Annotated in this window: 15 protein-coding genes and 2 tRNA genes; 10 read left to right on the top strand and 7 right to left on the bottom strand. The window is 69.8% G+C overall.

The features are described from left to right. Positions 1–8: 8 nt before the first annotated feature. A tRNA-Ser gene (locus tag VGV60_04170) sits at positions 9–102 on the bottom strand. A gap of 56 nt (positions 103–158) precedes the next feature. Then, positions 159–2387: a hypothetical protein gene (locus VGV60_04165; GenBank protein HEV8700451.1), complete on the bottom strand. Its 2229-nt coding sequence runs from the start codon at positions 2385–2387 to the stop codon at positions 159–161. A 172-nt stretch (positions 2388–2559) separates the two neighbouring features. Between VGV60_04165 and VGV60_04160 the strand changes: the two genes are divergently transcribed. The 5 genes from VGV60_04160 (at position 2560) to VGV60_04140 (ending at position 6683) form a co-directional block, all read left to right on the top strand. Further along, positions 2560–2700: a hypothetical protein gene (locus VGV60_04160; GenBank protein HEV8700450.1), complete on the top strand. Its 141-nt coding sequence runs from the start codon at positions 2560–2562 to the stop codon at positions 2698–2700. A 208-nt stretch (positions 2701–2908) separates the two neighbouring features. Further along, positions 2909–4075: a MopE-related protein gene (locus VGV60_04155; GenBank protein ID HEV8700449.1), complete on the top strand. Its 1167-nt coding sequence runs from the start codon at positions 2909–2911 to the stop codon at positions 4073–4075. 22 nt (positions 4076–4097) lie between these two features. Further along, entirely contained in the window at positions 4098–4457 is a 360-nt protein-coding gene (locus VGV60_04150) for a hypothetical protein (protein HEV8700448.1), read from the top strand. 73 nt (positions 4458–4530) lie between these two features. After that, on the top strand, positions 4531–5622 hold the full coding sequence (locus tag VGV60_04145) for a succinylglutamate desuccinylase/aspartoacylase family protein (GenBank protein HEV8700447.1): 1092 nt from the start codon (positions 4531–4533) through the stop codon (positions 5620–5622). A gap of 80 nt (positions 5623–5702) precedes the next feature. Then, a complete protein-coding gene (locus VGV60_04140; protein ID HEV8700446.1) occupies positions 5703–6683 on the top strand; it encodes a pyridoxal-phosphate dependent enzyme in 981 nt (326 codons plus the stop codon). 310 nt (positions 6684–6993) lie between these two features. On the opposite strand, the gene queG is transcribed toward VGV60_04140, so the two are convergent. From queG to VGV60_04125, 3 genes are read right to left on the bottom strand one after another with little or no spacing between them, the layout of a single operon-like run. Next, entirely contained in the window at positions 6994–8133 is a 1140-nt protein-coding gene (gene queG / locus VGV60_04135; protein HEV8700445.1) for a tRNA epoxyqueuosine(34) reductase QueG, read from the bottom strand. 8 nt (positions 8134–8141) lie between these two features. Continuing rightward, the gene (gene lhgO, locus VGV60_04130; protein ID HEV8700444.1) at positions 8142–9362 is read right to left on the bottom strand and encodes an L-2-hydroxyglutarate oxidase; all 1221 of its coding nucleotides are present in this window, start codon (positions 9360–9362) and stop codon (positions 8142–8144) included. 22 nt (positions 9363–9384) lie between these two features. Continuing rightward, entirely contained in the window at positions 9385–9936 is a 552-nt protein-coding gene (locus VGV60_04125) for a hypothetical protein (protein ID HEV8700443.1), read from the bottom strand. A 225-nt stretch (positions 9937–10161) separates the two neighbouring features. Between VGV60_04125 and VGV60_04120 the strand changes: the two genes are divergently transcribed. Next, positions 10162–10857, top strand: coding sequence for a PilZ domain-containing protein (locus tag VGV60_04120; GenBank protein ID HEV8700442.1), 696 nt, complete (start codon positions 10162–10164; stop codon positions 10855–10857). Between the two features lie 47 nt (positions 10858–10904). On the opposite strand, the gene VGV60_04115 is transcribed toward VGV60_04120, so the two are convergent. After that, positions 10905–13460, bottom strand: a complete 2556-nt coding sequence (locus tag VGV60_04115; GenBank protein ID HEV8700441.1) for a tetratricopeptide repeat protein — start codon at positions 13458–13460, stop codon at positions 10905–10907. A 41-nt stretch (positions 13461–13501) separates the two neighbouring features. On the opposite strand from VGV60_04115, the gene VGV60_04110 reads away from it, so the two are divergent. After that, positions 13502–14542: an AI-2E family transporter gene (locus tag VGV60_04110; GenBank protein ID HEV8700440.1), complete on the top strand. Its 1041-nt coding sequence runs from the start codon at positions 13502–13504 to the stop codon at positions 14540–14542. Positions 14543–14675: 133 nt separating this feature from the next. Beyond that, on the top strand, positions 14676–16847 hold the full coding sequence (locus VGV60_04105) for an EAL domain-containing protein (protein HEV8700439.1): 2172 nt from the start codon (positions 14676–14678) through the stop codon (positions 16845–16847). A 52-nt stretch (positions 16848–16899) separates the two neighbouring features. Here the strand turns inward: VGV60_04105 and VGV60_04100 are convergent. Further along, positions 16900–16985: transfer RNA gene (locus VGV60_04100), tRNA-Ser, on the bottom strand. Between the two features lie 29 nt (positions 16986–17014). Between VGV60_04100 and VGV60_04095 the strand changes: the two genes are divergently transcribed. After that, positions 17015–19018 (top strand): cation:proton antiporter, encoded by a 2004-nt coding sequence (locus VGV60_04095; protein ID HEV8700438.1) that lies wholly within the window; start codon positions 17015–17017, stop codon positions 19016–19018. A 382-nt stretch (positions 19019–19400) separates the two neighbouring features. Further along, on the top strand, positions 19401–20006 hold a 606-nt coding region (locus VGV60_04090), incomplete at its 3' end, for a hypothetical protein (GenBank protein HEV8700437.1).

Genomic DNA, 20006 nt, shown 5'->3' with positions numbered 1-20006 from the left:
GAAGCGGCTGGCGGAGAGGGGGGGATTCGAACCCCCGACACCCGTTTTAGCGGGTGTAACTGATTAGCAGTCAGCCCTGTTCGGCCACTCCAGCACCTCTCCGCAGGCGGGCCGTATCACGATTAGGGATGGACTTCCCGGGCGCGGGTGGCATGTTATCACGGGCCCCCGAACGTCCGTCGCAGCAGGTAGTACTCGTTGAGGGGGCGATCGTCCTCCAGGGCAGGTGCACGAGGCGCCACGGCGAGGAGACGCTCGGGCGGGACCTCCTGGTCGACGACGCGCCCGAGCGCCTGCCCGGGTGTCACGTCGCGCCACCATTCGACCAGGTCGGCGGCGGCGTGTGGCGGCAGCCGCGCGGCCAGTGCGTCCCCGGACGCGGCCGGGATCGGCGTCTCGCTCGCCAGGAAGTGGAAGCCCCAGCCTTCGACCGACTGGAAGACCCGCACCTGCGGGAACGACTCGGTGATCGCCCGGGCCACGGATGCGAGGATCGCCGGCTCGCCACCGGGGAACCACTGCTGCAGGATTCCGCCCGGGCGCAAACGGGCGCGCGCCAGGGCGTAGAACTGCTTCGAGTAGAGCAGGCCCGATCCGGCCGCCTCCACGGGTGGCGGCGGATCGATGGTGATCACGTCGTATTGATCCGGGAAGCGCTCCAGGAGGCGGCGGCCGTCGTCGACGACCACGCGGGCCAGCGGCGAGCGCAGCAGGTCCGGCCCGTCCGCGTGGTAGAAACCGATCAGGCCGGGCACGCTGGGGACGAGTTCGACCGCGGTCGTCGGAACGCCCCAGGACAGGGCCGAGCGGAAGCTCGTCCCCATCCCGAAACAGACGACGAGGGCGCTCTGCGGCGGCCGGACCAGAAATGCCATCGGCAGGTGGACCATCATCTTGGTGATCGGGGTGAGGGCGGTGATCCCGACGCCGTTCACCAGGAGTTCCTTGCTGCCCCTCGAGTCGGTGGCGACGACGGTCGCCTCGTAGTCCCGGCGCACCTCGCGGTGGGGGAAGAGGGTGGCGTGGTCTTTCGTCAGCACGACCAGAGCGAGGCCGAGCGCGGCGGCCCCGGCCAGGACGGAGGCGCGCGGCCTGCCGGCGAGCGGGGCCACGGCGAAGAGAAGCAGCGCCAGGAGGGCGATCGACCAGCGCTCGCCGATGGCGGGCAGAAGGACGAACGAGGCGGCGAGCGGGCCCAGGATGCAGCCGAGCACGTTGACCGCATAGGCTCTCCCCGCCCTGCCCGGGTCCCCTGCCGACCGTCGATCCACCAGCATCGGAGTGATGAAGCCGATCGCGGCGCAGAACAGGGTCAACCCGAGCGCCACGCGCCCTCCGCCGACCAGAAGGTCGAGGGGCTGCGGCATGGCGGGGTCGATGATTCGCAGCGGCAGTCGGGGGTCGGTCGCCAGAAGGGGGAGAAGCCCGGAAATGGCCGCGGCAACCCACACATGGGCCAGGCCCGACGGTTCGGACGTCCCCACGCTGCGCCGGGCCCAGGCGCGATAGGCCATCGATCCGAGGAAGGTCGCGCCGAGGTACAGGGCCAGGAGGACCGCGAAGGCGTACACGACGGTCCCGAGGTACGGCGTGAACTGGCGGACCCAGACGATTTCCATCGCCATGCTGACGAAGCCGGTCAGGAAGAGCATGGCCAGGAGCCCGCGGCGTGGTTCGAAGGACTCGCGGGCGGTCGCGGCGCCTTCGGCCGTGGCCTGCGGGGCGGGAGTGGCCGCCCCGGCGACGTGCTTGACGGCCTGCCCCGCGGCCAGCGCAAAGGCGCCCGCCGCGACCGCGGCGTTCAGAGCGGCGGTGGCCCTGAGCGTCCCGGTCAATCCGAGCAGCTCGATCAGGACGAAGGCGGACACGAGCGTGCCGCAGGCTGCCCCGAGCACGTTCGCGACATACAGGTAGCTGAACGACCGCTCGGATGCGGCGGCCTCCGCTCTGCGAATCGCCGCCATCGCCAGGGGGAACGTGGCCCCCATGCAGACGCAGAACGGCAGGAGGGTCAGCGCCACCAGGGATCCCGATGCCAGGTGGTACAGAAGTGATCCCCAGGCCGCGCCGCTTCCGGCGTGCAGCATCAGGCCGCGACCCCAGCGGAATGCGCCGGGAACGACGAAAGCGGAGAGCCCGATGACGAGCTCCGCCAGCGCGTAGAGACGCAGGGGTGATCGGGCTCCGGAGGGATCCGTGCGTGCGACCAGGCGGCCGGCCCCCCAGCTCCCGAGCGCCAGGCCGGCCATGAACACCGAGAGAACGGTCGAGACGAGCGGCGTGACGACACCGAACTGCGTCATCGCCAGGCGGAGCCAGACGACCTCGCAGACCAGGCTGCAGAATCCGGAGACGAAGAAGAACGCGAAGAACCAGCCCTGCGGCACGCCATTCACCCTGTGGCTTGTCGATCCGGGAGGAGCGAAGGAGCGCCGCGCATTATGCCACGCTCACGCCGGCGCCCCGCGGGCGGCCCACTTTCAGCTTGCGCGGGGCCGCGGATCGACGTATTGAGAACGCAGATCGTCCCCCGAATCGCCTCGGAAAGAGGGTCGTCCCATGAGCAGCCGACTTCCGGCCATCGTCCTCGCCGTTTTCGCCCTGCTGGGCCTCGAAGCGCCCGAGCTCCAGGCCTCCTGCGCCACGCCCACGCCGATGTACCACGGCTTCGACTCGTACTTCTCTGCAGTGAGTCCCTGATCATTGAAGCCTTCGCCTACCAGCAGAGCAACCCCGCGGGGGTGAACCAGGGACCGAGGAGATTCTGTGCCTGGCCCAGGGGACGACCGGCTGCCTCGGTCCCGGAAGCGGCATTTCCGGGGACGGCCAGGTCACCATCGAGACCGACTGGGCCTACGCGGGGATCGTCGGCTGTCCGCTCATCCCCTCGCCGCAGCGCGTCAACATCGTGGTGTCGACGGGCGGATTCAACTCCGGATCGGCGCTCATCGTCTCGCTGAGCGGGGCCGACCCGAGCGTCGGTTATCTCGTCGAATCGGCCCACTCTTTCGATCCGGCGACGGGGCTGTTGGCGCCGCTCTCCTGCGGCCTGACCGTGCAGCCGCTGGGCACCGCGGGCGGCCATCTGATCCTGCGCTTCACCCATCCGCCGATCCACACGGACTGCGACCCGGAGTCGATCGGCGTCCTCGCTCTGTCCACCTGCCAGGACGCCTTCCTGCCGACCCTGTCGTATGGACAGGTCTACACCCTCACGCAGCGGTGCTCGTCGCGCGTCGATGTGCGCCGGGAATTCTGGACCGGCACCGGAATCGTGCCCGCGGCCGACGGGACGGCGACCATCACTGTGGAACAACCTGGTTTCGGCTACTGCACGCTGATCGGCAGCACGACCGTGGTGAACGGGGTCGAGACGGGAATCATCACCGGTTTATTCCTTACGAATAACGATTGCATCGACGATGATGGAGACAGCTATACGACCTGCGGTGGCGATTGCGACGACCACAACGCGGCGGTCCATCCGGGGGCGACCGAGATCTGCAACGGCATCGATGACAACTGCGACCGCCAGGTGGACGAAGGATTCGACGTGGACGCCGACACCATCGCCGACTGCTTCGACAATTGCCCGAACGTCGCCAACATCACCCAGGCCGATCGCGACGGCGACTCGGTCGGTGACGTCTGCGACAACTGCCTGGATGTGCCCAATCCGGATCAGCGCGACCTGGACAACGACGGCTTCGGCGATTTCTGCGACAACTGCCCGACGATCCCCAACCCCGACCAGAACGGTTGCGTCTGCGACAACTGCGAAATGCCCTCCGCGTCGATCAGCTTTTCGAGCCCGCTCGGCAAGGGCTCCGGCCTCGTGACCTGGAACAGCCCTCGGGAAGTCGACGTCCTCGGATACAACGTGGTCGAATACACCAACAAGGGGGAGCGCATTCAGCTCAACCCGGTGATGATCCGCTGCGAGGAGTGCGTCACGGGGCTCGGGCACATCTATACCTACATCATCCCCAAGCACAAGAGCGGGAAGAACATCTTCATCGAGATGCTGCGGATCAACGGAAACGTCCAGGTCTTCGGCCCGGCAACTCGGATTTAGGAGCCCTGCCCGACGGGCGCACTTGCTGGCGGGCAGGGCGAAGGTCCTTGCATCCATTCCCTCCCGGCCCTACCTTGGGTCGCAGATCATCTCGGGGGGGACGATGCAGACGGAGATCCCAAGGCACAGCGTGCGTGTGGTGTACACCGAGCCGGAGTTCCAGCGTCGGACGCCCGGCGCTCCGGCGGAATATCGGTTCGACTACCAGGACATCCCGGCGACTTCGGCCGAGGAGGCGATCGCGACAGCGCTCCGCGAGTTCTGGTACATGGCCTCCATGTCCCGGGTTGGGTGGAGGCGCTGCATTCAGAGCGTCTCGGTCCTGGATCGGAGCCGCCCGCTGAACGGCCGCCGGACCTCCGAGGCCCACGACCACTCCTGAACGATTGATCGCTTCCCTCTCCGCCGCGGGCCCCGATCTGTGTAGAATTTCCGCTTCCGGGGAGGACACCACCATGGACCTTCGGCCCGATCTGGCTCGACGCACGGCGCGCGGCGCACTTGTGATGATTGTCTTGTCGATCCCGGCGGGCCTGGCGGCGGTGGCGGCCGAGTCTTCTTCGAAGGGGCCGGTCGAGATCGGCACGGCGCGGGGCGTCCCCGGAGACAAGGTGCGCGGCGCCCTCAAGGTGGCGGAGGACGCCGACGGCACGCCGATCGTCCTGCCGATCACCGTCGCGACGGGGCGGAAGCCGGGCCCGGTCGCCTGGGTGCAGGCCGCGACGCACGGTGACGAGTACGGCGGGCCGCGCGCGCTCCAGGAGGTCGTGCGCGGGCTCGACCCGGCCGCGATGACAGGGACGGTGATCGCCGTGATGATCAGCAACCCGTCCGCCTTCCAGGGGCTGCAGCGCGTCAACCCGAATCTCGACGACCTGATGGACACGGGGGACGCCTTTCCCGGGCGCGATCGCTTCGCGACCGAGCGGGTCGCCGCCGCCATCCACGCCGCCGTCAAGGAGAGGGCCGATTACTTCGTGGATATGCACACGGGGGGGGACCGGTTCCGCCAGCACCCGTTCGTCCTGTATTCGCTGACCAAGGGGGTGCCGGACGCGCGCATGGACGACCTGGCGCGCGGCTTCGGCGTGCCGACCCTGTGGCGCGACGGCGTGAAGGTTTTTGCGACCAGCGCCTCGACCGTCTTCAGTGAAGAGGGGATCCCCGGCTTCCTGCTCGAAGTGGGAGGCGGCCAGCCGCTGGATCCCTCCGATATCAAACTGCAGGCCGAGGCCGTGCGGAGCTTCCTGCGCAAGGCCGGCATCCTGCCCGGCGCCCCCCCGCGCCGGCCGGCGTACACTATCGTGGACGGCTACCGCATCGTCACCAACGCCCGCGGCGGCTTCTTCGACGCCCTGGTGAAGCCCGGCGACCGGGTCAAGGAGGGATCGGCGCTCGGCACGATCACGGACGCGCACGGCGACGTGGTCGAGACGCTGCGCGCGCCCGGCGGCTCGGACATCGTCCTCGGCGTCAGCACGTATCCGGCGACGCCGACCGGTGGCTGGCTCATCGAGCTCGGCAGCGGCCTGACCGAGAAGCCGTAGCGCCGCGTGCCGTTCTACCTCGCGAAACCCTGGAGCACGAAGGCTTGACCCTCGATGAGCGCAGCCGGTAGTCTGGCGGCATGCCGGCACCGAGGCACCATAATCCGGAACGGGGCGGGGACACCGCCGCCGTCCTGCCGCGCACGCCGCTCGCGCGCGTCGACGGCGTGTGGGTGAAGATGGAGCACCTGAACCCGAGCGGCAGCGTCAAGGACCGGGTCGCGAGCCACGTGCTGGGGAGCGGCCTCGCCAGCGGCGCGCTGCCGCGCGGATCCGAAGTGGTCGAGCCGACCTCCGGAAACGCCGGCATCGCCCTGGCGTTCTGGGCGGAGCGTTTCGGGCTCAAGGCGGTCGTGTTCATGCCGGAGAACATGACGGAGGAACGCAAGACCATGATCCGCGGGCACGGCGCCCGGCTGGTCCTGACTCCGGAGGCGGACGGCGTCGTCGGCGCCATCCGCCGCGCGCGCGAGTACGCCGCGGAGCGTGCCGGCCGGTTCCTGTTCGACCAGTTCGACGACGAGGCGGGGGTGGAGGCGCAGGCCGCGCTCGGCCGCGAGGCCCTCGAGCAGGCCGATGAACAAGGGGTCGGCGCGTTCGACGTCGTCGTCGCCGGGGTCGGAACGGGCGGCACCATTGTGGGCGCGGGGGGCGCGATCAAGGCCCGTCACCGCGGTGCGCGGCTCGTCGCCGTCGAGCCGGAGGCCAGTCCCCTGGTGTGCAGGCAGCTGTTCGGGCGCGCCTGCCCTCCCCCGGCGCTGCCCCCTCTGCACGACTACCCCCTGGCCGTCTGCCACCTTCAAGAAGGGATCGGCGACGGCCTGGTTCCGGGGATCGTGCGCCGGCACCGCCACATGCTGGACGACGCCGTGCTGGTGAGCGATCAGGAGGCGCACGCGGAGACGCTGCGGCTCAACCGTGCCGGCTTTCCGGTTGGCCCGTCGTCCGGCACCAACATGACCGTGGCGCGCCGCCTGTCTGCCGGCGGTGCGACCGTCCTGACCTTCTTCCCGGATCGCATGGACCGCTACCGCAGCCTGCCGGAATTCAAGGACCTGTGACGCCCGACCTCTCCAGCAGGAGCCTCCCGACGCGAGCCGCGCGCCCGCGTGAGTGGAACGCCTATCCCGGCCACTACCGGACGCCCAATCCGTGGGAGTCGAACTTCCGAATCATCGTACGCAAGGGGAAGCTGCTGTTCCTGATGGCGGAGGGTGAGGACGCCGTCACTCCGCGTCGGCGAGGACTATACCGCGGAGCGGCTGCGCTTCGAGTCCATCCTGGACGGGAAGGCGCTGCAGGCCAATCTCTCCGGCATCCCCTACGGCGGTTCTTCACTCCCTGAGGGTTTGTTCGTCGACCGCCGGGTCGTCAGCTCCGGTCCGGCGGTGAAGCTGCAAGCGCGTCCTCGATCTCCTGCCGGGCCGTGGGGTCCGTCTCCCCCGCCCGTGCGCCTTCGAGAGCGCGCCGGCCCCGGCCGCTTCCGCCGCGCCCAAGCGCCCAGGCGGCCGTGCCGCGCACGACCGGGTCCGGGTCGGCCAGCTTCTGCTCCGCCGCGCGGAGCGCCGGCTCGTCCCCCGTGTTGGCCGCTACGATGAGCGCATTGCGCACCAGGCCGCGGCGCCGCGGGCGCTCGAGGGAAGCGGGTCGGAACTCCGCCGCGAATGCCGCGTCGTCCAGGCGCACCATGTCGGCGAGCGTCCTTTCCTCGAGATGGGGGCCTGACTGGAACGCCGGGTCCTCCACAGGTCCCGTCTTCCGGTTCCAGGGGCAGACCTCCTGGCAGATGTCGCAGCCGAACGCCCACTCCCCCAGATCGGCGCGCTGTGCGGCGGGAATCTGTCCGCGCAGCTCGATCGTCAGGTACGAGATGCACCGGGTCGAATCGACCAGGTAGGGCGCGGGGATCGCCCCGGTCGGGCAGGCGTCGAGGCAGGCCGTGCAGGTGCCACACCGGTCCGCGACGGGATCATCGCGGGGCAGATCGAGGTCGGTCAGGATCTCGCCCAGGAGGAGCCAGGAGTTGCCACGCGGGCCGATCAGGTTGGTGTTCTTGCCAAACCAGCCAAGGCCGGCTCGCGCCGCCAGCTCGCGCTCCATGACGGGACCGGTGTCGGCGTACGCACGGGTCCGGGCCCCCGGCGCTTCCGTCTCGATGAAGCGGGAAAGAGCCCCGAGCCTCTCGCCGAGCACCCGGTGGTAGTCGCGGCCGGCGGCGTAGCGCGCCACGTGCTTGACCAGCCCCGCCTGGGCCCGCCGATCCCCCTGGTACGGCAGGTATGGCACGGCGGCGACCACCGCGGAGCGAACCCATGGGAAGCGCTGCCGCGCATCGACGCGCGTCCCGGCGGTCCGTCCCATGTAGCCCATCTCGCCGGCGAACCCCCGTCTCAGCCAGTCGTCGAGGAAGGCGGCGTGATCCGACGGCGCCACCGAGGCGATCCCGACCGCGCCGAGGCCCAGCTCGCTCCCCTTCTCTTTGATGCGCCGGGCGAACCGCTGCAGCTCCATCGCTCCCCCTAGGAGCCTCGCAGGTCGAAGGTCTCGGCGAGCGTCCCGGCGATCCGCTCGCCGATGGCGAGCGCGGCGGTGGCCGCGGGGGACGGCACGTTGAGCACGTGGACCATGCGTCCAGCCGGAACGATGTGGAAGTCGTCGACGAGACGGCCCGCGGCATCGACCGCCTGCGCCCGCACGCCGGCGCCGGCGGGACGGAGATCGTCCTCATGCAGATCCGGGAGCAGCCGGCGCAGCGCGGCTGCGAACGCCTTCCGGCTGAGCGAGCGCCACAGCTCCGAGACGCCGGCGCGCCAGTGCCGCCTTGCCATGTTCCAGAAGCCCCCGAACCGCACGAGGTCCCTCACGTCCCGCAGATCGATGTCGGCACGGCCGTAGCCCTCGCGCTTCAGGGCGAGGACCGCGTTCGGTCCGGCCAGGACGCCACCGTCCAGCCGCTTCGTCAGGTGCACGCCCAGGAAGGGCAGGTCCGGATCCGGCACGGGGTAGATGAGGCCGTTCACCGCGCGGCTCAGGGCAATGGCGATTTCGAAATACTCGCCGCGGAACGGCACGATCGCGAGGCCGGGATCGGCGCCGGCCATGCGCGCGATGTGATCGCTGTGGAGCCCGGCACAGTTGACGGCGAAACGCGCCGGCACCTCCCCGGCGGCCGTCACGAGGATCAGGCCGCCATCGCCGGGGCGGATCGCCGTGACCCGTCCGCCGGTGCGGATGTCTCCCCCCCCGTCCGCCACGACCACCGCGAGCGCGGCGGTGACCAGACCGAAGTCCGTGACGGCGACATCCGGGACGTGGAGCGCGCGGAGTCCGCGACACGCGGGCTCGACCTCGCGTATCTCCTCCGGCGACAGGAGAGACAGCCCCACGACTCCGTTCGCCAGGCCGCGTCGGCGGGTCTCCTCGAGACGCGGAAGCTCGGCCACCTCGGTCGCGACCACCATCTTGCCGCAGCGCCTCAGCGGCACGCCCCGCTCCTCGCAGAAGCGCGTCATCGCGCGGGCCCCTTCGACGCAGAGGCGCGCCTTCTGCGACCCGGGGCGGTAGAAAACCCCCGAATGGATGACGCCGCTGTTGCGGCTGCTCTGGTGGGCGCCGACCCCGGGTTCCTTCTCGAGGACGGCGACGCGCAACGCGGGAAACCGGCGGAGCACCGCGGCCGCCGTCGCGAGTCCCACGATTCCGGCGCCGATGACGGCCAGGTCGCAGGGACGAACGTTCACGCCCCGCCTCGGGGGACACCGGTCAGAAGGCCGGCTCCTCGACAGGTTTTCCGTCCTTCCCCTTGGGAGGAGGCGGGGGGACGTATCCGGTCGGGGGCCCTGTCGGGAGGAGCTCTTTCCTCTTGACCGTGATGAAGTAGTCGGGCCGGCCGGATCGCCCCTCGACCGGCACGCGCTCGGTCATGAACACGTACTGCTCGGCGTCCGACCAGATGGTGTCGTACTGGTCGTGAAGATGATCTCCGTATGCGTTCGTCGAGGCCTTGCGGTGACTTGCCTCGGGATCGCCGAGCGAGCGCGACAGGATCGCCACGGTGCGCTCCGAGGCCGCTCGATTGGCGCCGAAGTGGACGTCGATGCGGGCCAGCTTCGCGTCGTGCCGGTTCTCCGGGAACGTCAGCTCGACGGTGTACTCCCCCGGCCGGTCGTAGAACCAGACGAGGCGGTTCCGGCCGGAAGCCGTCAGCGACGGCCGGATGGGATGGGCGTTCGCCGCGGCGTCCCGCGTCATCCCCAGCCAGAGACCGTCGAAGAGGGGCCGGGGAAATCTCTTGAGCGACGGAGCCTCGCTCACCTTGTCGTTGCCTCCCCCGCAGGCGCCGCAAAAGACAACGGCGACGGCGCAGGCGGCCGCGGCGAGGAGGCGGGTGCGGGAAGCATCTGTCCGAGCGCTGCGCATCAGGATTGAATGTTAACATCTTCGCCTGGGAGCCTGTCCGAGTATTCGGCCGGGATCCTGGTGCTGGCGCTCCGGGACACGGCGCATTACGTTTCCGTTTGGAAGCGAGGAGAACCCCGCATGACGACGCCTTTGACGGACGACAAACGGAAGGGGAAGCAGCGCATCGCGCGGCGCCTTCCGGTGCGCTTCGGCACCGAGGCCAAGATGTGCGGCGGGACCGTCATCGATATCTCGGAGGGGGGGATGAAGATCGAGAGCGCCGAGTCGTTCCCGATCAATTCGATCCTCACCGTCTTCGTGCAGTTTCCCCGCCACTCGATCCGCCTGCGCGCCCGGATCATGTGGGCCGGCGCGGCGTCCGGTGGCGGGGCCGGCGTGATGGGCCTGGCGCTGACCCAGCCGGAGCCGACGCTGAAGCGGGCGTACTCCGAATGGACCGCGGAGGTGAAGCTGGCGGCCACCGAAACCAACGTCGTCGCCGCCGTTTCCGCCGCCGCCCGGGCCGCCGCGGGCGCCCCCGTGACGGGCGGCTCCCCCGCCGAGACGCCCGTCGCACCCGTGCCGCCGGTGCCGGCGGGGACCTTCAAGGCCGCGCCGCCGGCCCCGGAGCCGCGGGGCCCGATCCGCCGGCGCCTGGAGAGCCGGCAGGGGGAGTCGTACGAGGCGCTCCTGGAGCGGACAGGAGAGGGCTGGCAGCTCACCATCATCCGGCTCCCGCGCCAGCTCGGCGTCGACAAGCCGGACCTCCAGGACATCTGCACCACCTACGCCGACGCCGAGAAGGCGCTGCGCGACTTCGTCCGCAGCCACTAGGAGTGTGTCCGAGTAATAGCGTAGGCCGCTCCCCGGGCGTGATTCGCTCAGCGCCTCCGTTCCTCCGCCGCGCCCGCCCCTTCCGGCTTGTCGCCGGCGAGCAGGCCGGCACGCGACAGGGCGGCCAGGTAATCCGACGCCCGGGCTCCGTCTCCCGCGCGCCGCTCGAGGTCGGCCGCAAGGAGGAGGAGGCGACGGTCCTCGTCGCGCCCGGGCGAGGCCAGGGTCCAGGAGCCGGTCCGGTCGCCGTCGAGACGATCGACGGCGCGGCGGGCGGCGTCGCGGACGACGTCGAGCGCGGCCGTGACCCGGCCGAGCCGCTCGAGGAGCTCCGCCATCTCCCGGGCGATCGCCGGATCGCCGGGATCGGCCTCGGCGGCGGCGGTGTAGAACGGCAGGGCGGTCGAGGCCTCCCCGTGGCTCACGTAGAACTGGGCGAGGGCGCGGAGGATCGCGGTGTCGCGGGGACTCCTGAGGAGCGCGTCGCGGTAGGCGCCGAGCGCTCGCGGAACGTCCCCCTTCCGATCGAACAGCCGCGCCCGCGCCAGGAGCAGGCGCGATCCCCGCTCCCCCCCGCGGTAGGCCGCCTCGATGAGACGCTCCGCCTCGTCCTGCCGTCCCTCGTCCAGGAACATCGCCCCGAGCGCCGAGGCCGCGGGCAGGAAATCCCGATCCGCCGAGACGGCCCTTTCGTATTCGGCCCGCGCCTCGGCCGTCCGCCCGAGGCGCTCGAGGGCGAGGGCGTGCCCGTGCAGGATCGGGGCGCTCGAGGGCAGCCGTTCGAGCGCCCGGCCGTAGAAATACTCCGCCCCCGCCGCGTCCCCCGAGACGCTGAAGAATTCCCCCAGCGCGATTTCGCGGATCGGGGGTCCGGAGAACGGCCGGGCCTCCAGCCGCCGATACAGGGCCTGGTAGACCTCGCGGCGGTCGACGCCGGGAGGGAACGGACGCTCCCCCAGGCGCGCCGCCGAGATCAGATCGGCGCGCAGGTAGACCGCCGCCGCCTCGTCGAGATGGACGAGCGCCCAGCCGTGACCGCCCGCCAGGTAGGAGAGGAGCGGCCTTGCCTCGAGGGCGCGGTGATGCGGCCAGAGGACGGCGGCGATCTGGTAGCGCCGCACCGTCTCCTCGAACGCCGCCGGGTCGGCGATGGCCTTCAGGTACTCGGCCAGGACCCCGTCCAGGTACGGATCGTTGCGGCCGTCGATGAACACGCCCCGCTCGCCGCCCCAGGCGTGAATCAGGTAGCCGCCGACCGCGAGGCTGTGGAACACCTGGCCCGGAATGCCGGCGCCGGCGACGAACCCCGCCGCGTCCTCGGGAAAATAGCCCGGGATCTCCCCCGACCCGAACCATCTCTCCGTCGGCCGGCGCAGATAGAAGCGGTTGGTGGCCACGTCCGCCGTCAGGCCCAGGCAGGCGCCCGCGAGCACGATGCTTGCCACGACCTGTGCCGCCCGGAGGCGCGCCGCCAGGCGCGCCGATGCCGCGACCCCATGCCGGAGGAGCGCGGACAGATGGAGCGCCAGGATCGGCGCCGCGGCCAGGGCGAAGATCGGGATGTTGCGCCTGGCCTTGAGGGCGACGGCGAGCGTCGCGCCAATCACCAGCAGATCGAACGGCCGGGCCCTCGGGAGGTCCATGAGAATCGAGACGAGCGTCACGATCGCCAGGACTCCGAACGCCACGATCGCGGGAGTCACCAGATACCCCGAGAGGGGCGGGCGGAACTCGGCGATGGTCCGCGACAGCAGCGTCTCGCCGCCGAGGTGGCTGAACAGCAGGTCGAAGGGCAGGCGCAGCGCCGCGGCGCCGTATGGATTCACCAGGCAGACCAGCGCGCAGAGCGCCAGGGCCGCCAGAAAGTCGATCACCCGATCCGGATCGCGCTCCGCCCCGCCTGCAGGCGAGACCCCGCCGTCAGGCGCCTTGACTCGCGCGCGCAGGTAGCCGCAGGCGGCCGCCAGGAGCGCCAGGGTGAGGAACACCGGGCCCAGGATGAACAGGCCCTGGACGTTCACCCAGACGAGATGCAGGAGCGGCAGAACGACGAACAGGATGCGCCGCCGACCGGAACGCGTCCCGGCATCGAGCGCCTTCTGGAGCGCCAGGAGCACGGTCACCATCAAGAGCCAGGAGACGATTTCGGGCCTCGTCAGGAAGCGTTCCTGGCAGGCAAGAATCGTGAGCAGGAGCACGGCCACCGCCGTGGCCGGCGCCGCGACGCGCCGGCAACGCGTGTACACGATCCCGAGCGATCCGAGTATCAGCGCGATCCGGAACAGGTCGAGGAGCCGCAGGCCGCCCCTCTCATGGAGCAACGACAGGACGACCTGGAACAGCCAGTGGATGTCGATCCAGCGGTTCCCGATGACGGTGAACGAGAAGGGATCGGCGCGCGGGATGACGCCGGTGCGGCGGATGAGGTCGCCGCTCGCGAGGTGCCACCAGAGATCGGTGTCGGTGGCGCGTGTCAGGCAGAAGGCGCCGGCGGCCAGGAAGAGCGACGCCACCGCCAGACCCGAAGCGAGCTGAAGGGCTCTCGCCTGCTCCGGCGCGCCGGCCGCCTCGTGCGGGCCGGAGTCCGGCCGTCCATCCCCCACGGCATTCCCCCCGTGTGATAGGGTAACACCGGGAGGCGATGATGCCCGAGCGCGGGACCGTGGAGGCGTTGTTCTGGAAGGCGCTTCTCGTGTTCGGGGCCCTCTGGCTCGTCTACCTGAACCTGCAGCTGGTCCTCCTGGCGGTGGTCGCCATCGTCATCGCCGCGGCCATCCTTCCAATGGCCGACGCGGGGCAGAAGCGCCGGATCCCGCGTGTCGCGACCGTGCTCGGCCTGTACCTGGTCGGCCTCGGCGTGCTGGCGCTCCTGGTGACGATGCTGGTGCCGGTCGTCGGCGAGCAGGCCAATCTCCTGGCCGCGCGGCTGCCGCAATTCCGCCAGACGCTCAACGGCTGGATCGCCTCCGCTCAAGCGTTTCTCGGCCGGTTCGGCGCGGGACCCCGGTTCGAGCTTCCCGACATCGGCCCGGAGCAGATCACCCCGGTCCTGCAGGCGCTGGTCGAGCGCTCCTTGCGCGCGACGCGCGGGCTTTTGACCGGCTTCTTCGCGGGCCTGATGGTGCTCTTCCTGGCGGGGTACATCGTGGTCGACCGCCGGCGACTGGCCGAAGGGCTCGTCCGGTTCGTGCCGCGCGCGCGCCGGGAGCGCGTGGCCCACATCGCGGCGGAAGTGATCCGTCGCATGGGCGGCTACATCCGCGGACAGTTCATCGTCAGCGCCATCGGGGCGCTGATCCTGTCGGTCGGGCTGGCCCTGGTCGGCTTCGAGGCCCCGCTCCTGATTGGCGTCCTCGCGGGAGCGCTCAATTTCGTTCCCTATCTCGGCTCGTCGGTCTCGCTGGTCCTGGCGCTCCTTCTGGCGCTGAACGGCTCGCTCTTCACGATCGTCGGCGTGGCCGCAGTCTTCGGCATCGAGCAGTTCCTCGAAGGGCATTTCCTCGTGCCGTATTTCACGGGGCGACAGGTCGAGCTGCACCCTCTCGTCGTCCTGGTGGCCCTGATCGTGGGCGCCAACCTGGCGGGAATCCTGGGGGCGCTGGTGGCGGTGCCGATCGCCGCCGGGATCGACGCCATCCTGCTGGAGGCCTACGTCAAGCCGATGGAAGGAAAGACCCTAAGGTAAAGCCCTCCCACCGGATTGGGGTCCAGACCTCATTGCGGCTTCCCCGCGCAAGAGACCATACTGAGTCGAGAGTGTCCCGTTCTCCCTCGGTGGAGGACTGTGTCGTGGACCAGTTTTCCATACAAGGCGAAACATGGCCACGGGATCCGGCGACGAGTCCTTCGACATCCTCCTGATCGAGGACAACGCTGCCGACACGCTCCTGGTCACGCAGGCGCTCAGCGCAGGCCGGCTGAAGATCAAGGCGCACAGCGTGCGCCAATCCTTCGAGGCGCTCTCCTTTCTAAGGTCCGAAGAGCCGTACGCGGACTTCCCGCGGCCGGATCTCATCCTCCTCGACCTGGCCTCCACGAACATGCACGGACAGGACCTCATCGGCGAAATCAAATCGGACTCCGAGCTGCGGCGCATCCCGTTGGTTGTCCTGACCACGTCACGGACCCGTGAGGACGTCCAGAGGTGCTACGACCAGGGGGCGAACTGCTGCATCGTCCGGCCGCCCGATTGGACCGAGTTCGAGCGCTCCCTCGCAAAGACCCTGGATTTCTGGCTGTCGCAGGCCACGCTGCCGAGCGAGAGGTTCTGGGCCCGGCAGCCTGAATCGGCCCGTATCTTGCTAATCGAGGACAATCCGGCCGACGTGCGCTGGGTGAAGGAGATGCTCAGAGACGGAAACGGGGACGGCGCCGGGTTCGTCGTGACCGTTGCGGCGACCCTTCAGGCTGGCACGGAGCAGATGAGCACCGAGAAATTCGACGCCGTCCTTCTCGACCTGACGTTGCCGGACGGGAAGGGCTTGGAGTGTCTCGGGAGGGTCAGCGCCCAGGCGTCCCGCGTCCCGATCCTGGTGCTGACCGGGAACAAGGAGGACGCCGAGGCCAAGAGCGCCATGCGACAGGGGGCCCAGGACTTTCTCGTCAAGGGACAGTGCGACGGGACGGCGCTCAAGCACGCCCTGCAGAACGCCATCGATCGCTCAGGCTGGCGCAACTACACGGACCAGATCGCCCATCACGACAACCTCACGCGGTTGCCGAACCGCGCCCTGTTCCAGGACCGGCTCCGCATGGCGCTGGAGCAGGCGCGTCGCAACAACAAGGCGCTGGCGGTGCTGTACCTGGATCTCGACCGGTTCAAGACGATCAACGACACGCTCGGTCACGCGGTCGGTGATCTGCTGCTGGAGTGCGTGGCCAAGCGGCTAAAGGCCGCGGTGCGCGCCAGCGACACGGTGGCGCGGGTCGGCGGCGACGAATTCACCCTCCTGCTACCCGACATCACCGCCCTCGAGCGGGTATTCGTGGTCGGCGACAAGATCCTCTCCGCGGTGCGCGCCCCTTACCTGATCGGTCCCCACCAGGTCCACACCTCGGCGAGCATCGGCGCGAGCCTCTATCCCGGAGACGGCGAAGACGCCGAGACCCTCATCAAGAATGCCGACGCGGCCCTGAACCGGGCCAAGCAGCAGGGGCGCAACGTCCTCGAGTTCCATTCGCGCCCGGGAGGGGGCCGGTTCACCGGCCGCGGCGCCCTCGCGGAGGGGTTGCGCGAAGCCATCGAGAAACGCCAGTTCCTCCTGCACTACCAGCCGACCATCGATACGCTCGGCAAGGTGGTCGGCATGGAGGCCCTGGTACGCTGGCGCCATCCCGAGTGGGGGCTCCTCTATCCCCTGCAGTTTATCCCGATCGCGGAGGACACCGGGATGATCCTCGACATCGGCGAGTGGGTCCTGACGTCCGCCTGCACCGATCGGAGGTCCTGGCACAACGGGAACGGCACCAAGATCCCGCGCGTCAGCATCAACCTGTCGAATCGCCAGCTGTACCAGGGCCGCTTCCTGGTGGATTCGCTGGCGCGCGCCCTCTCCGAATACCGCCTCGATCCCACCTGCCTCGAGGTCGAGGTCACCGAGAACGCGCTGGCCCAGGACGAGAACGTCGCCATGCAGACGCTGCAGGAGGTGAAGGACCTGGGGATCTCGATCGCCCTTGACGACTACGGCACCGGCTACTCGTCTCTGGCCCGCTTGAAGCGCTTCCCGATCCACAGCGTCAAGATCGACCGCTCGTTCATCCACAACGTCGCGGCCGGCAGCGACGAGGCGACCCTGGTGACCGCGATGATCGCGGTGGGACACGGCTTGAAGCTGCACGTCACCGCCGAGGGGGTCGAGACCGGCGATCAGATGAGCTTTCTGGTGGACAAGGGGATCGACGAGATGCAGGGGCACTACATCGGCAAGCCGGTCCCCGCCGGCGATTGCCAGGGCCTCCTCGACGCGGGACCCATCCGGTCTTCCTGACGCCTTGCGGTTGACCCGCGGACTTTCTATATTCCACAATCCGTGAGACGAGTGGCGGAGGGAGCAGGATTCGAACCTGCGGGGGTTTCCCCCAACGGTTTTCAAGACCGCCGCCTTAAACCGCTCGGCCATCCCTCCGTGTTCGCCATTATAACGACGAGGCGCGCGTGAACCCCACGGTGGACCTGATCGGCCTGCTGGTCGTCCTGCTGGCGATCGCCTGCGCGGTCCTCTTCCTGCTGACGCGGCTGCGCCTGCCTCCCGTGGTCGGCTACCTGGTGTCGGGCGTCCTCCTGGGGCCGCACGGCCTCCGGATCATTTCCGGGAGCGACGCGGTCTCGTCCCTGGCCGAGATGGGCGTCCTCCTCCTGATGTTCACCCTCGGCCTGGAGTTCGACACCGGCTCGTTCAGGCGCTACCGTGACGTGGTGCTGGGGGGGGGCAGCCTGCAGATCCTCCTGACGCTCGTGTGCGCCATGGGGGCGGGGGCGATCCTCGGCTGGCCTCTGCGGACCGCGATCTTCCTGGGCTGCATCATGGCGCTGAGCAGCACGGCGGTCGTCCTGCGGAGCCTGATGCAGAACGGCCTGATGGACACGCTTCCGGGCCGGCTGACCACGGGCATCCTGATCCTGCAGGACCTGAGCATCGTGCCGATGATGATCCTCCTGCCGATCGGCGGCGGCTCCCCCTCCGCCGTGGCCGTCGACGTGGCCTCGGCGCTGGGACGCGCCGCCTTCCTGCTCGGCGCGACGTTCGTCCTCAGCCAGTACGTCATGCCGCGCCTCCTGCAGCTCATCGCCTCGGCGCGCAGCCCAGAGCTGCTGCTCCTCTCGACCCTGACCATCTGCTTCGGGATGGCGTGGCTGAGCCACGGCCTCGGCGTGTCGTTCGCCCTCGGCGCGTTCCTCGCCGGGTTGATCCTGGGAGGCAGCGAGTACGCTCAGCAGATGACCGCTGACCTGGCGCCGTTCCGCGAGGTGCTGTCGGGCTTCTTCTTCGTGGCCATGGGGATGCTGCTCGACACGGGGTTCGCGCTGACGAACTGGCCTTCGGTCGTGGTGGTCCTGGTCATCATCCTGATCGCCAAGACGGGGATCACCGCGGCCGCCGTCGGCGGTTTCGGCTACCCGTTGCCGGTCGCGCTTCAAGTCGGGATCAACCTGGCGCAGATCGGCGAGTTCTCCTTCATGCTCGCCCTGATGGGCGTGCAGCAGGGCCTGATCTCGCGCGATTTCTATCAGGTCACCATTGCCGCCTCGGTCATCTCGATGATCCTGGCCCCGGTCGCGAACCGTCTGTCCGCCTCGATCGCCTCGGCGATGGCGCGCGCCACCGGCGGGATGCTGCCCGACTGGGGCCGCAAGGATCGGCTGGCGGAGCAGGAGGAGGGGTCCACCCTCCCGGAGCAGGCTTCCCTCGTCATCCTCGGCTACGGCACGGTGGGCCGGACGCTCGGCGAGGTGCTGATGACGAACAAAGTCCCCTTTGTCGGCCTCGAGATCGATCCGTCGCTCGTGCGCCAGGCGCGGCGCGCCGGGCATCCGGTGCGCTACGGCGATTGCGGCAGCGAGGAGATGCTGAGGCGCGCCGGCGTCGCGACGGCGCGCACCCTCGTCGTCACCCTCCCCGACCATGTCCTGGCGCGCGCCGTCATCCGCATGGCGCGGCGGCTCAACCCCGAGGTCCACATCCTGGCCCGCGGACGCCGCGGCCTGGAGGACGACGACCTGTACAGGGAGGGTGCCGACGAGGTCGTGCACGAGGCGTTCGAGGTCGGGATCGAGTTCCTGGCGCGCATCCTGAGGCGACTGAACTTCCCCAAGCAGGCGGTCGAGCGCCAGCTCGGGAGGCTGCGCGGCGGGCGCTACGAGGTCTTCCGTCGCGAGGACTTCGAGCCCCTGCCGCTCGGCGACGTGCGCCGCAGCCTCGACACCCTGCGCGTCGAGTTCCTGGAGATCCCTCCCGGCTCGCCGCTTGCCGGCAAGACCCTGCGCGACGCCGGCGTGCGCGAGGCCACAGGCGCCCTCATCCTCGCCGTGATGCGCGACGGGCGCGTCTTCCCCTCCCCGGAAGCCTGGTTCGTCCTGCAGGAGAAGGACACCATCCTCGTGTCCGGCGCCGGCGAGCAGGTGGCCGAGGTGGAGGGCCTCCTCGGGGCGCGGACCTAGCTCGGCTTCTCCCCGGTCGAGGCGGCGCGAACGCAGTAGCGCGAGCGGCTCGCGCGGTACATTCCCGCTTTTCGCTGCGACAAAAAAACTCTCACTTTTCACTTGCATTCCAGATAGTATTCTGCATATTTACACCATGCGTTCCGCCGCCGCTTTGCGCGCATCGCATCATTCTTTATACCCGCTCGCCGATCACCCACGCGTTGATCATCCGCGCGTCCATCTCCCACACGCCCACCTCACGCCCATCGATGTCTTACGCGCCGAACTCACGCGCGGCGATCGCGCGCCCGCCGATCACGCACGCGCGCAGCCTGCGAGAGTCGCGGCCCCTCGCCGCTTCGTCTGCAGGGAGGATGCGCCGGCCTATCGCGCTCCGTCCGTGACAGCCTCGAGCGCCTACCCGGTCGAGCGGTCGCTGCGCCAGGCGGACGCCCTGGCGCTGTCGCGGCGGGCCGGCCTCGATCGAATCGCGATTCCCCTCGCCCGTGCGGCGGCCGCGTTCGTGCAGCGGCAGGCCTGGCCCGATTTCGGGTTCGCCCGTGTCGAGGACCACGCCCGCGAGCGATTCGGACGCTCGGGCCGGTGGGTGAAGGACTGCGCCTCGCTGGGCCGCGCGCTCCAGACTCTTCCGCTTCTGGCCGACGCCCTCACCGGAGACGATGGCGGCCGTCCCATCGGGCGCGTGGCGGCGCTTCTCGTCGCCCGGGTCGCGTCCGCCGATTCCCTGGCCGCCTGGGTGACCCTGGCGCGGCGCGTCCCCATCCGGGCGCTGCGCGATGCGGTCCGGGCGTCGCGCGCCGCCGGGTCCGACTCGCCGGCGGACGTCGAGGCTCGCGCCGGTGACGATCCGCAGCTATCCGCGGATACCGAGGTCCCGCCCGAGGACGGGCTGGACGATCTCTCCGACCGCACCCTCGTCCGCATCCTCGTCCCGGCCCCGCGGTGGGGGAGGCCTGCTCCGCCGGCCTCCCCCCCGACGCCGACA

The organism is Candidatus Polarisedimenticolia bacterium (genome assembly GCA_036001465.1).
GTDB lineage: Bacteria > Acidobacteriota > Polarisedimenticolia > Gp22-AA2 > Gp22-AA2 > Gp22-AA3.
This window is presented reverse-complemented; position numbering and strand designations above follow the sequence as displayed.